The 13,292-nt window shown below is 40.8% G+C and carries 12 protein-coding genes and 1 pseudogene; 5 read left to right on the forward strand and 8 right to left on the reverse strand.

Going from position 1 to position 13,292, the window contains the following annotated elements; translation table 11 throughout:
- Positions 1-150: 150 nt before the first annotated feature.
- Complete coding sequence (locus AAEU28_RS12930; RefSeq protein ID WP_421964493.1) at positions 151-471, forward strand: hypothetical protein; 321 nt, start codon at positions 151-153, stop codon at positions 469-471.
- 410 nt (positions 472-881) lie between these two features.
- Here the strand turns inward: AAEU28_RS12930 and AAEU28_RS12935 are convergent, their stop codons facing one another.
- The 4 genes from AAEU28_RS12935 to AAEU28_RS12950 form a co-directional block, all read right to left on the reverse strand.
- The gene (locus tag AAEU28_RS12935; RefSeq protein WP_421964494.1) at positions 882-1,112 is read right to left on the reverse strand and encodes a hypothetical protein; all 231 of its coding nucleotides are present in this window, start codon (positions 1,110-1,112) and stop codon (positions 882-884) included.
- Between the two features lie 118 nt (positions 1,113-1,230).
- Positions 1,231-2,079 carry an acyl-CoA thioester hydrolase/BAAT C-terminal domain-containing protein gene (locus tag AAEU28_RS12940; protein ID WP_421964495.1) on the reverse strand — a complete coding sequence of 283 codons (849 nt, stop codon included), beginning with the start codon at positions 2,077-2,079 and terminating at the stop codon, positions 1,231-1,233.
- Positions 2,080-2,113: 34 nt separating this feature from the next.
- The gene (locus AAEU28_RS12945; RefSeq protein ID WP_421964496.1) at positions 2,114-2,833 is read right to left on the reverse strand and encodes a LytR/AlgR family response regulator transcription factor; all 720 of its coding nucleotides are present in this window, start codon (positions 2,831-2,833) and stop codon (positions 2,114-2,116) included.
- The gene (locus AAEU28_RS12950; protein ID WP_421964497.1) at positions 2,827-3,906 is read right to left on the reverse strand and encodes a sensor histidine kinase; all 1,080 of its coding nucleotides are present in this window, start codon (positions 3,904-3,906) and stop codon (positions 2,827-2,829) included. The genes AAEU28_RS12945 and AAEU28_RS12950 overlap by 7 nt, the downstream gene beginning before the upstream one ends.
- 236 nt (positions 3,907-4,142) lie before the next feature.
- Between AAEU28_RS12950 and AAEU28_RS12955 the strand changes: the two genes are divergently transcribed.
- The 3 genes and pseudogenes from AAEU28_RS12955 (at position 4,143) to AAEU28_RS12965 (ending at position 5,863) form a co-directional block, all read left to right on the forward strand.
- The gene (locus AAEU28_RS12955; RefSeq protein WP_404390485.1) at positions 4,143-4,589 is read left to right on the forward strand and encodes an ATP-dependent zinc protease; all 447 of its coding nucleotides are present in this window, start codon (positions 4,143-4,145) and stop codon (positions 4,587-4,589) included.
- A gap of 62 nt (positions 4,590-4,651) precedes the next feature.
- A pseudogene (gene rimK, locus AAEU28_RS12960) lies at positions 4,652-5,575 on the forward strand (30S ribosomal protein S6--L-glutamate ligase); the annotation flags it as partial.
- 15 nt (positions 5,576-5,590) lie between these two features.
- Positions 5,591-5,863: a cation:proton antiporter regulatory subunit gene (locus AAEU28_RS12965; protein ID WP_421964539.1), complete on the forward strand. Its 273-nt coding sequence runs from the start codon at positions 5,591-5,593 to the stop codon at positions 5,861-5,863.
- A gap of 33 nt (positions 5,864-5,896) precedes the next feature.
- On the opposite strand, the gene AAEU28_RS12970 is transcribed toward AAEU28_RS12965, so the two are convergent.
- The 4 genes from AAEU28_RS12970 to AAEU28_RS12985 form a co-directional block, all read right to left on the reverse strand.
- The gene (locus AAEU28_RS12970) at positions 5,897-8,680 is read right to left on the reverse strand and encodes a methyl-accepting chemotaxis protein (RefSeq protein WP_421964498.1); all 2,784 of its coding nucleotides are present in this window, start codon (positions 8,678-8,680) and stop codon (positions 5,897-5,899) included.
- A 239-nt stretch (positions 8,681-8,919) separates the two neighbouring features.
- The gene (locus AAEU28_RS12975) at positions 8,920-10,113 is read right to left on the reverse strand and encodes an ABC transporter permease (RefSeq protein WP_421964499.1); all 1,194 of its coding nucleotides are present in this window, start codon (positions 10,111-10,113) and stop codon (positions 8,920-8,922) included.
- Positions 10,110-11,048 (reverse strand): ABC transporter ATP-binding protein, encoded by a 939-nt coding sequence (locus AAEU28_RS12980; RefSeq protein WP_349285785.1) that lies wholly within the window; start codon positions 11,046-11,048, stop codon positions 10,110-10,112. The genes AAEU28_RS12975 and AAEU28_RS12980 overlap by 4 nt, the downstream gene beginning before the upstream one ends.
- A 155-nt stretch (positions 11,049-11,203) precedes the next feature.
- Positions 11,204-12,379 (reverse strand): MFS transporter, encoded by a 1,176-nt coding sequence (locus AAEU28_RS12985; protein ID WP_421964500.1) that lies wholly within the window; start codon positions 12,377-12,379, stop codon positions 11,204-11,206.
- 77 nt (positions 12,380-12,456) lie between these two features.
- Between AAEU28_RS12985 and AAEU28_RS12990 the strand changes: the two genes are divergently transcribed.
- On the forward strand, positions 12,457-13,263 hold the full coding sequence (locus tag AAEU28_RS12990; protein ID WP_421964501.1) for an AraC family transcriptional regulator: 807 nt from the start codon (positions 12,457-12,459) through the stop codon (positions 13,261-13,263).
- Positions 13,264-13,292 lie beyond the last annotated feature (29 nt).

Genomic DNA, 13,292 nt, shown 5'->3' on the forward strand with positions numbered 1-13,292 from the left:
AAACAAAACTTTAGCTCCCCCCTCACGCTCCACTTAAATATTATTTACTCAATGGCATCATAGCGGGCCTTTTGTTATGCCTAGCTCACAATAATAAAGAGCATTTTATAACTTTTAGTAACTATAATAATTAATGTATTAGGAAATAAAATGAAAAAAACACTAGGAATTATATTTTTTAGCTTATTACTAAGTGCTTGTTCAAGCTCAACTAAAATTTCTCAGGCTATCGAATCTCGTAACCAAGCACAAATGAAATATGCAAATATAGAGTTAAAAAGCAAAGCCCCTGATGCGCCAGAACACTTTTCTGAAGCAGTCAAATCATATTTAAAAATGGAACTAAAAAACAAAGGTTTTTACAGCGAAAATGATGGCAGCTCAATTACCGTCGATATTGTTGATTATCGAATGAGATCAGGTTTCACAAGAGCAATGTTTGGCATACTAGCTGGAAAGGACGGGCGTTGACTCAGAAGTCACTGTTACAGATGAAAATGGTAAAGTGATCGGTAAGTCAAAAGTTTCAAGCTTTAATGTTATGGCTATTGGAGATATGCAAGATATTGCTCGTATGCATGCTGAAGAGATTGCAAAGTTTCTTATTGGTAAACAAGGTTAAGTTACCGTTTTAATATTAACTAAACCCTCTGTAGCCTGCTTAAATATAGAGGGTTTAGTACTGGCCCATAAATTACTCAGTTAACTTTCTCCTGAAATTCTCTTTATAACGCCTTAGTAATCAAATTAATTTACACCCATTGAGAATGGTTTAACATAAACAAAAATTCCAGCTAAGCCCTTGTAAAAAATATCATTTATAAATTAAAAAGGCCGATATATAACGGCCTCGGTCAATAACTTTAAGTTTTTACGAGATACTAAATACGCGTATCTACGCAAGCTTCATGAGGTGAACTAAAGCAATAGCCTGGGCCTGTAGGGCAACCTAAAAACGCATCTGTATTTAACCAAGCGCAATGGTTTGTTGGAACGCACAGTGCTTTGTTATCAGTGAAAGCACCACCCGCCACTTGTGGTGTAGCATTCATAGAAAGTGACTTATCGTTATTGAGTTTTTTTAGATTTTTCTTATTCAGTTTTAATTTCATTTTATTATCCTTATGAAAAGTTTCCCTGCCAATTGGCAGTTCCTCTAACATAAACTTGAATATAAAAATTAACAATGCTTAGCCCTTGAAAAACTCAAGAAATCTTCATGCCTGAGTTTTACAGCCCACAGCTAACCACTAAATGCTGTTTTAAAAAATCGCTAACCTGATTAAGGGCTTGTCTATCGAATCCATAATGACTCCCCTCAAGTGCAATATGCTCATAAGTGTAGCCATACTCTTGCTTTTCTAGGTACTTCATCACTTCATTCGCCATATCGTAAGACGGCCAGATTTCATCTTGCTTGGCTGACACAAGCAAGACTGGTCCTTTGTTTTTATCTATCGGTATTCTCGCCTGCTCAATTTCAAGATTTGTTGCCTTAGCTGAGGCTTGCTCGAAAGCTGGCGTAAACTCGCCGGTGACATTCCCTTTTTGCATTTGCCAAGAAAACAATGGCGCGTTGATATACGCCAATGGCTGATCTTTTAATGTCCAACTAGATTTTTCTGTTACTGTTTTCACAGCATTCCAAGTGACATGGCTTGGCATAACAGCGACCACATGATTAATCGAATCAAAATGACTACCTAGCAACAAAGCCAACTCTGCACCTTTAGAGAAACCGAAAACCGCCACACAGTTGTTGTTGATTTTGTCGCTATTAGCCAATATAGATATACGCTTTTCTATTTCTTCTAATGACAACTCAGCGGCACTTCTGGGTGTATTGTCTGTACCAAAATAGCCAAGTGATGCCACAGACATACCTGCTTCATTTAATCTGTCGAAAATTGGCTGCCAATGTGGTTTTGCGAGTGTATTGCCTCCATCACTGCCTCCAAGCAAAATCACTAAAGGGTGTTTTTGGCCATCGTCGATAAAATGAGTTTTAACATCTTGCGTGTTTTGATTTGAGCAGGCCGAAAGCAGCCCTACCAAGAGGCATGGCATTATTTTTTTCATAAGTTTTCCTATTGATTTTAAATGGTTAGATTAGCTACCGCATTAGCTTATCTTTTAGCAATCGCCCGCCATTTCGGCTGCTGATTACTTGCACTTCTGATTGATTAAATTTGATTAAATAGCCGCCTGTTACCCAGCGGTCCATTTGTTTGATTTCTTTGCTATTCACAATGCCGTTTCGGTGAACTCGCAAAAATTGAGAAGGTAATAAAGTCATTAATTCATCAAGAGACTGGTCTAGCGGATATGAAGCTTCATAGCCATACGCAATCGCTTGACCATGCTCTAGTTTGATTGCACAAATATCGGACACTTTCACCAAAGTCACTTTATCGCCAACTTTACTAACAAGAGTAAGCGCTTCAGGTTCTTGCAATTCTGATGTTTGTTTATTGAGCTTGTCGTTAACTCGAGATAAAGCCAACGATAAACGCTCGTCAGTATAGGGCTTTAATAAATAATCGGCGGCGCCAATTGTAAAAGCCTCCACGGCAAACTCACTATAGGCTGTGCTAAAAACACATTCACCTTTAAATCCAAGCTGCTTCAGAGACTTTACCAAGCTCACTCCGCTGGCGTCAGGCAGATTAATATCGACAAAAAGCACATCTACTTCTGACAATTCACTTGAAGCCAAACATGCCTTTACTGATTGACATGTAAACAACAAAGCGTGACTACATACTCGGCTTAACTGGGCTTTGAGCTTTTCTAATGCTGGCAGTTCGTCCTCAACAATGGCGATATTTAACATGCCATAGTCCCTACTTGTAATTTAAACTCAACACTTGCTCCACCCTCTGAGGTATTGCTGAGTTCAAGCCTTGAGCCTGCTTCTAATTCTAACCTTGCTTGAGTGATCTCCAGCCCAAAATGCGCGACTTTATCTTGTCCAACCCTCTTATGTCTTATGTCGGTGTTTTTACTGTGGGCGTTAGCTAAATCAGATTCTGCAAAGCCCACTCCATTATCACGTACATTAAAAGTCATATATTGGCCGTCACGTTGAACTGTGATCCAAATATGTAATGGTATCGACTTACCATGTTTTATGGCATTTTCAATCAGTGGCTGTAGTAACATGGCTGGCATAATTTCATCAAGCAGCGCTTCGTCGATGTCGAAGCGAATGTTGAGCTTGTCACCGAACCGACCTCGCTCGATATCACACCACTTATTTAAAATGACCAGTTCGTCACTCAACTTAACCCAAGCCTCCTTTGGTATTGATGCATTGGTCTGATTTAAACCTGATTGCGACAATGAATAACGCAAAACGGCTGCCAGATCATGTACTAAATCTTCACAGCGTGTTGGTTGAGTGCGCGCAAATGACGCTATGGTATTCAAACTATTAAATAGAAAATGAGGGTTTAACTGAGCGTGTAGCAAGTTGATTTCTGCTTGCTTCCTTAATTGCTGCTCTAATTTGAGATGCTTTTGAGCCAAATAAAATTTAACCGCAACAAATATCATTGTGCTCCATGGCAAGCTGATTAAAAACGCTTGCAAAAAACCTATACCTTGCAGAGGTAGAAATAGCGCTCTAATCTCTCCCCAAACAAATGCACCCAAACTGATGCTCAAAAAAAGCGAAATCCATTGCAAAAACCAACGATTAATCTTGAATTTGATTACCAATAAATAGCCAATAATCATAGGTAACCAATACATAAACAAAACGGCACTGACTGCAGAAAGCAAAATATTGAACGACGGTAACATGCCTCGTTGAAGCCAGTCAGTTATGCTGATCGTCAAACTAATAAGTGCGATTGCTGCTAGCGCCACAAATTGTTCATTGCGCTGTAACCTTATATTTTTCATAACTATTCTAAGTAAGTGAGTGATTCGCAGTAATGGACGCTCATTGTACTCATCGGACAATGAGTTACAGCCATTATTTTTATCAACGGTCCACTTTTTGGTCTCAATGGTAAGCAACAGGAGGGATCATAAATTTTTCTGAGTAATTTTTAATCTAAACTTAGAAGTGCTATAACTGGTATGACCCAAAACTAAAAAGCAGATTTGCTACAGCATTAATTTTAAAAGGGTGAAAAATGAAGGAATCGAGCGAAAAATTACTCGTTGGCGCACTTGAGTGCTGTGACTTGCCCGAGTTAGAGCTTTTCGATATTCAAATTAGAGTAGATACTGGCGCCGCCACTTCATCTTTGCACGTTGATAATATTGAGGAGTTTGAAGAAGATGGCAAAGCCATGGTGCGTTTTGACATTCATCCAGATATTCATAATGTCGACCGAGTTGTCACTAAAACCTTGTCTTTAAAAGGCAGAAAAGTTGTCAAAAGCTCAACGGCCAACACCGAACACCGCATTGTGATTAAAACCAAGCTCTCTCTTGGAGGGAGAACTTGGCCTATCAAACTCACATTAACCGACAGATCAACTATGCAAAACCTGATGCTACTGGGCCGCGAAGCCATGCAAAAACATATTTTGGTTGATCCTAGCCAAGAGTTTTTAGTGTCTAAAGACAGCAAATAACCTCATTCTGTAAATACAGGTTACGCAGTAAGTATTTGCACAAAAAATTTAGGAAGGAATTTATGAAATTAGCCATTTTATCTTGTGGGCCAAATTCTTACAGTACTCAGCGACTAAAAGAAGCGGCTTTGCAACGCGGCCATAATGTTAAGGTTTTGAACACCTTAAAGTTTGCCATAGATTTGCAACAGGGTGAGCCTGCGCTGCACTTTAGACAAAAACTATTGAGCCAATACGATGCGGTGCTGCCACGTATTGGTGCATCTATTACTTATTATGGCACTGCGGTTGTTCGTCAATTCCAAGAAATGGATGTATTTTGCGCCAACTCCGCACATGGTATCACCAACTCTCGCGATAAATTACGCAGCTTACAGCTGATGAGTCGTCATCACATAGGTATTCCTCGTACAGCTTTCGTTAGAGATAAAAAAGACGTACTTCCAGCTATTGAACGTGTGGGTGGCGCACCTGTCATCATCAAACTCATTGAAGGTACGCAAGGTATCGGCGTGTTATTGGCAGAGTCGGTAAATACCGCTGAATCAATCATTGAACTATTACAGAGCCAAAAGCAAAACGTCCTTATTCAAAAGTTTGTAGCTGAAAGTAAAGGTAAAGACATTCGTGCCATCGTCGTCGGTGACCGTGTTGTCGCAGCCATGCGCCGTGTTGCTCAAGGCCAAGAGTTCAGAAGTAACGTGCACCGCGGTGGTCGGGCTGAAGCGGTTGAACTCAGTGAAGAATATAAAGAAACCGCAGTGAAAGCCGCGCAAATTATGGGCTTGCAAGTGGCTGGTGTGGATATGCTCGAAAGTGCCACTGGTCCGCAAGTCATGGAAGTTAACTCATCACCAGGCCTTGAAGGCATCGAAACTTGTACTGGCCTTGATGTAGCCGGCGCAATCATTGAATATATCGCAGCGCAAGTCGATTTTCCTGAAATTGATGTACGTCAGCGTCTGACCGTAAGTAAAGGTTATGGCGTAGGTGAAATTTATATTCCTGATGGCTCAAATTTTGTTGGCAAAACTATTTTAGAAACAAATTTGCACGACAAAGACATTAACGTTTTAACCTTATACCGAGGTGCTAAAGTTATTCCAAACCCTCGTAAAGACCGCGTGCTCGAAGCCGATGATAAACTACTTTGTTTTGGCCGAATGGATGCAATGCGTGAAATGATCCCTGCTAAAACAAGACGTCGCCGTCGACCTGCGATAAGTGACCTACCAGAAAACTTACCTGATTCGTCAGATCATTCAGAGCCATAACATTAAAAAGGGAAGCTTAACTTCCCTTTTTTACTATGCAGATAGAGCGCTTGATATGAGTATATTTGCTTTTTGAACGCCCTGAGGAGATAAAAGCAATTCTTGGTTTTGAGATGTTTCAAAATTTGACACATGATCAAGTAAATGACTCGCCTGCTCTCGCATATCTTTACTTGCACTGCTCGATTGGGCAACCAAATGCATATTGTTTTGCGTTAGGTTATCAAGCTGTGCAACCGTTGCAGACACCGCAGAGATGGCTTCAGACTGTTCTTGGCTAGCCTTCGTTATTTCGCTAATCATTTTATTAACGTCACCGACAACAGAGATAAGATCTTTAAACTTCACACCGGACTCAGCAACTAAAGCACTGCCATTATGTACTGCTTCACTACTGTCTTTAATTAAGATTTTTATCTCTTTCGCTGCAGAGGCACTGCGCTGAGCAAGGTTACGAACTTCACTCGCTACTACTGCAAAACCTCGCCCCGCTTCTCCGGCTCTTGCCGCTTCAACAGAGGCGTTTAAGGCTAATAAGTTGGTTTGAAAGGCGATTTCATCAATCACCCCGATAATATCAGATATGCGCTTACTGCAGTTTTCAATGTCTGACATGGCGTTTACGGCAGAAGACACTGTGTCACCACCCTCTTCAGCATTTTGCATTGCATCAGCCGCACGAAGCGAAACATCTGCTGCACTGCGAGCATTTTGCTGAACCGTGGTGGTAAGCTCTTCCATAGTCGATGCGGTTTCTTCTAAGCTTGCAGCCTGACTCTCTGTTCTACGACTTAACTCTTCATTGCCTGATGCGATATTTTGCGCACCATTATTTACCATTTGCGACGCTTGGGTAATGTCTATCACCATTTTATTAAGGTTTTGCATTAGACCATTCATCGCATCTCTTAAGATATTAAACTCTGAGCCTAAGTCTTCATCAATGCTTTGTGCAAGTTTACCGTCAGCCAATGAAATGATTGCTTGTTTAATACTTCGTATAGCCAGTTTTCTTGCTGTGATGTCAGTTGCATATTTAACAACCTTGTATGGTCGCCCTTCGCTATTGAGGATTGGGTTGTATGACGCTTGGATCCAAATTTCGCTGCCATTTTTGGCAAAACGTTTATATTCGCCACTGTCGTAGAGGCCTTGGTTTAACTTTTGCCAAAACTGGACATACTCGTCGCTTCTGGCATATTTAGGCTCTGCAAATATACTGTGGTGCAGCCCTTGAATTTCATCTAAAGCATATCCTGTTGTTTTCAAAAAATTCTCATTTGCAGTAATGATGGTGCCATCAAGATTAAACTCTATCACGGCTTGAGATTTGTCAATCGCTTGCAGTTGCCCTGCAAAATTTGCACTTTGCAGCTTTTGTTCTGTGATATCACTGGCAAACTTAACAACTTTTATTACTCTGCCACTGGCGTCAAAAATAGGGTTGTAAGTCGCTTGGATCCAAATCTCTCGACCGCCTTTTGCCAAACGCTTATATTCGCCAGAATCAAATTCACCATTGTTTAACTTTTGCCAAAACTGCTTATATTCACCACTGCTTGCGTAATTAGGCTCAGCAAACATACTGTGATGTTGTCCCTTGATCTCTTCGAGCTGATACCCTGTCGTCGCTAAAAAATTATCGTTGGCTGTGATGATGGTGCCGTCCATGTTAAATTCGATGACAGCTTGAGACTTACTGATTGCTTGTAATTGACCTTCATAGCTGGCACTTTGCAACTTTTGCTCAGTGATATCTGAGGCGTATTTAACGACTTTGAATGGCTTACCATTTAAATCAAAAATTGGGTTATAAGAAGCCTGGATCCAAATTTCTCTGCCCCCTTTCGCTAAGCGCTTGTATTCACCTGAACTGAACTTACCAGCATTCAATTGCGCCCAAAACACACGATAGTCTTCACTTTGTGCATAATCAAGCTCAGCAAACATACTGTGATGTTTGCCCTGAATTTCATTTAAATCATACCCCATCGTCGCTAAAAAGTTTTCATTCGCCGTAATGATGGTGCCGTCCATGTTAAACTCTATAACTGCCTGAGATTTACTTATAGCGTCTAGTTGACCTTGGTAATCAGCAGCTTGCTGCTTACTTTCAGTGATGTCAGAAGCATATTTAACGACTTTAAAAGGCTGGTTGTTTTTATCAAAAATAGGGTTGTAAGTGGCCTGTATCCAAACTTCTTTTCCGCCTTTTCCTAGGCGTTTATATTCGCCAGAACTAAACTCACCTCTGCTCAAAGCGGCCCAAAATTCAGCATATTCAGCACTTTGTGCAAACGCAGGTTCCGCAAACATACTGTGATGTTGGCCTACTACTTCATCTAAGCTATAACCCATTACATCGAGGAAATTTTCGTTCGCATAAAGAATATATCCTCGCAAATCAAACTCAATCACAGCTTGAGAACGCCCAATTGCTTCGAGCTGACCTTTTTGATCAACACTCTGTTGTTCGTAAGCATCCACATCTGTTAAAGATAAGATAATTAAATTCTCATTGCTGAAGCTGATACTCAGTGAAAACCATTTTGCTTGATTGTTATTGCAATTTACTTGAACAAGCTCATTATTGCCTGCTTTTTGTAATTCATTTAAGTCAGCATCAAAAAACGCTTTATAGTTTTGATTTTTTACATCAAACAAGGAGTAACCCGTTTTTGATAAGAAGTACTCACTGGCATTTTCGATGATGCCTGAGCTGTTTAGTTCAAGAAATGCATGTGTTTGATAGAGGAGATCAAGTTTTACTTGAAGCGCTTGAGAAATTTCGCGCTCTTTCCTTGAGTTAAAAAACATAGGTATTCGTTCTTTAGCTATTTATATTATTAAAAACAATAGTTGAATATTTTCTTCAAGCCAAGACTCTAATTGTTACTAAATAATGATTTCCAGATAAATATGCCTCTTTCAGTCCCTAAATTAGATAAAATCAATTGGTTTCGAAAGAAATAGAAGATCAGTTAATAAAAAACAAGCGAAGAAACACAAGTAAAAAAGGCTGAATGAATTCAGCCTTTTTTACTGCAAAGTAACGATTAAGATTTAACGGCAATGGCCCACTTCATCATGGTTTTAAAATCAGGCTCTTTTCCATACATAGTCATCCCCATTTTAAACATACGTGCGGCCATATTGCGAATAACAATACAGCCAAGCAATGAGCTGATGAAAGCGATGGCTACTTGCCAAAATGCCACATCAATTAACGCCATTTTCATTGGCATAAATACAAATGCCGTTAATGGGAAATAACTTAACACAGTCACAGCCAAGCTACTTGGGCTATCCATCATCATAAAACCAGCCACAATCGGGATCAGAGGGATCATCATAAACGCTGACTTACCACTGTGGTTCGGGTCATCGATCGCAGCTGCAATAGCGGCGATAAATGCTGTACACATATAAATGCCCACCAGTACAAACACAATAAACCAAGGTAGAACCGTAAAGTCGAAAATGCTGAAATCAAGCGCTCTACCTTTCAAAATGACCTGTACAAATGCAAAACCCAATAATGCAGTAATGGCGGTTGTCGTCATGGCTTTCACTGCATGCAACATCTGCCCGATGATTTTACCTTCAATCCACGTCTTTGCATCAATGCAGGAGTAAAGCTGTTCAGTGACGCGCTGTTGCTTTTCGCCAGTAATTGCCACAAACACCTGTCCAAAAGTCATAAACACACCGATGGCCATCAAAAATAGTAAGCCATTAGCGGTAATTGAAGATTGCTGCATCGCATCTTTGACTGCTTCATCTAGGTAGTTTGTTTCAAACTGAAGTGGCTGTTCAAGTAAAGCCAGTTGAGTTGGGCCAAGATTTAAAGAAGCGGCAGCATTTGAACGCGCATAGTCGTTTAACTGGACTTGCAAGTCATTTTGCCAAGACATTTTACCTTGAGAATATAAAGTCACTTTTTGTGGTAACGCCTGTGAAGCAAAGATCAATGCACCATCAATGTTGCCCGCTTTGACTTCAGCAATAAGTGCATCGTTCGATTTTGATTCTGTTCTAAGCACAAAATCATCGTCTAATTGAAGACCCTGTAATTCAATATTAGAGACTATTTGCTGCGGCTCAGGCTGATAAAGCACTTGGTTGTGCCATAAATACATACCTAGCGCCACAAGCAGCATAATTGATTTGCCAATGAGCTCTTGCTTCCATTTAAAGAATTGCATGAACTCCCACTTAGCCACAGTCAGGGTTTGATTTAATCGACTCATGCGGCTTCTCCTTTTTGTACTGCTTGATCCGCTTCTATGGCGTGTAAGTAAAGCTGGTGTAAATCCATTCTTTGGCTATCAATAAATGCGATATCACCTAACTCAGGTAAATGCGCTAATAATTGATTAAGTTGATCTGCGCGCTCGGCACGAATTGCCAAGGTGGTGTCATTCAGTTGCTCAACTTCAAATTGCGTCAGCTTATTGCTCGCTTCAATTCCATTCACTGCGTGAGTGAATGTCACCTTCAAAGCACTCCCCACACCCACTTGTGATTGAATGTCTGCCAATGTGCCATACAATACACTTTGTCCGTGATTCATCAGTAACATTCTGTCAGCCAGTTTTTCAACCATCGACATTTGGTGTGCGCTTAGAATAACCGTCATATTCTGCGCTTTTAATTCTTTTAAAAACGACACAACCTTCTCTTGATTCACCGGATCGAGTCCTGAAAATGGCTCATCAAGTAAAACCAATTGCGGTTTGTGCAATACAGCACTGATTAACTGCACTTTTTGCTGGTTACCTTTAGACAGGCTTTTAAGCTGATCGTCTTTTCGCTCGAGTAAATCAAAACGTTCTAGCCAATAATCAATGCGCTCTTTGGCTGTTTTTTTATCAACGCCACGAAGCGTTGCAAAATACATCAGGTTCTGTGCTAAAGATTTTTCTAAATAGAGGCCTCTATCTTCAGGCAAGTAGCCCAACTCTGAAGCAGGAATAGACGTGTATTGCTCACCATTGACTGTAATTGTGATTTGACCTTCGTCGGCCTGAGTAAAGCCTACAAGCATGCGCACAAGAGATGATTTACCGGCACCATTGGGGCCAAGCAGTGCAAACACCTCACCTTGTTGTACTTCAAAGCTGAGACCATTTACGGCGGTCACTTCTTTGTAATGCTTGCTGATGTTGTCCACTTTGATATGCATAACGTTCCCTATGAATAAACATTTGGCTCGATTATAACCACAGAGCAGCAATGATAGACAGACAGAAACGTTACAGATTATGAACAAATGTAAAATGATAAAGTCTTTAACGTACGCTCATCTTGACGACAACATGAGCGTACGAAGCTAAAAACTTATGCTGTTTGCTCACTTTGAGCTTGATGCTTTGCCAAATGACCGCCGATAAACTGACTCATAATTAAAGAGCAAGCAGCCAAACCCGCACCAAAGTAAAACACCAGTGAGCTATCGTATAACCATACAACCCCAAAGCTTGCAGGAATGATCACCGCGGCAATGTGATTTATGGTAAAGCTCACACCGGCCGTAGCGGCAATGTCTTCAGGCCGGGCAATTTTTTGAAAATAAGTTTTAAGGGCTATGGCCATGGCAAAAAACAAATGATCTACCACGTAAAGTACCGCAGCAAACTCCGCCGACTCCACCAGCGCATAACCGACAAATACCAACACTAAACCCGCGTATTCAATGGTTAATGCTTTTTGTTCACCAATTCGACCTATCATCTTACCAATCATTGGCGCGGCAAAAATATTAATTACGTGATTGAACATATACAGCATGGTTATTTGCGCCACATCGAACCCAAACTTTTCAACCATCAAGAAACCCGCGAAGACCATAAAGATTTGGCGACGTGCACCTGAGAAGAACAGCAAAATGTAATACAAACTATATTCTTTTCTCACGATTAACTTTTTATGTTGTACATTCTTCTCAGGAAAATGCGGAAAAGCGCCCATCATAAATAATGTTAGTAACAAACCTACGCCACCAAAGAATAAATAAAGCCCTTGATAGGCGGTACTAAAGAAAGTCACACCTAGCCAAATTAGGGCAAAGGTTGCCAATGAGGCCATGGATTTTATCGACATCAACTGACCCAGTTTTTGCGGTGCTTCATCTTTGCTAAACCATTGTAAACTCAAAGATTGGTTTAGTGTTTCGAAGTAGTGAAAACCAATCGACATGAGTACCGTTGTGGCATATAGCCCATAAACACTCGGAAATACCCCAGTTAACGCAACACCAACTGACAATAAACACAAACTAATTAACGCAAAGGTTTGCTCTTTTAATACCAGTAAAATAAAAACTGCGGTAAACGCCAACAAGCCAGGAATCTCTCTTAGAGACTGCAACATGCCCATATTGGCACCATTGAACTGTGCCGCCTCTACTGCAAAATTGTTTAATAACGCATTCCACGCCGAAAACGTGACCGCCATGACAATGGTTGCAATAGTTAAAAATCCAAACGGTGACTGCCACTGTTTATTCTGTTCCACTTTTCCCTCACATAAGCACTTTGATTAAAACGCAAGCACATTGTATGCTGTGCACAGTGTGACCAAAATACAAAGTTATGACAGATAATTTATCAAATCAGCCAAGTTCGAGCTGGGTGAGTGTTAAAACACGCTTTAACCTAAAAGCCCTTGGCAAGCCTATCTACCCAAGAGCCACTGAAATGCCGCCTTGGCAGCATGTGCAAACCCATTCACACACTTGGGGGCAACTCGCTTATACCAGCGACGGGGTGTTAGGTGTTCACACGCCTGCGGGTAAGTTTGTTATTCCACCAGATCAAGCTTTGTGGATCCCACCCAACCTTCCTCATGAGACCTTTTGTCGTTATGGCGGGCATTTTAGAAGTGTTTATATTGATGAAAAATATGTCAAAGTATTAGGCAATGAAGCCAAACTGCTCCATGTGAATGAATTACTTAAAGCGATGATCTTAGAGGTATGTAACTGGCCTCCCAACTACCAACCTGACGATAAAAAACTGCGCTTTACCCAAGTGTTCATTGACCAATTAGAATGTGCCCAAACCAGCAGCTTCTTTATGCCCACCGCACAAGACGACCGCTTATTGCCTATTATTGCTGAGTTACACGCAAACCCTGGCTGCAATAAAACCCTTGAACAATGGGGCGAACTGGTTGGCGCGTCGACTCGCACGCTTAATAGGTTATTCCATAAAAGCTTTGCTATGAACTTTAGCCAATGGAAGCAAAAATTAAGAGGTCTTCGTGCGGTTGAAATGATTGAAGCAGGTTACACACAACAAACAATCGCTGAGCAGCTGGGTTTTGAGTCTAGCTCGGCGTTTAATACCGCATTTAAAAAGGTATTCAACTGTACCCCGGGGCAATATTTGAAACGTTAAATAACCTGAGCTGTGATTAAGGAATTTAC

The sequence above is a fragment of the Pseudoalteromonas sp. SS15 genome, assembly GCF_049257195.1.
Classification (GTDB): Bacteria; Pseudomonadota; Gammaproteobacteria; order Enterobacterales; family Alteromonadaceae; genus Pseudoalteromonas.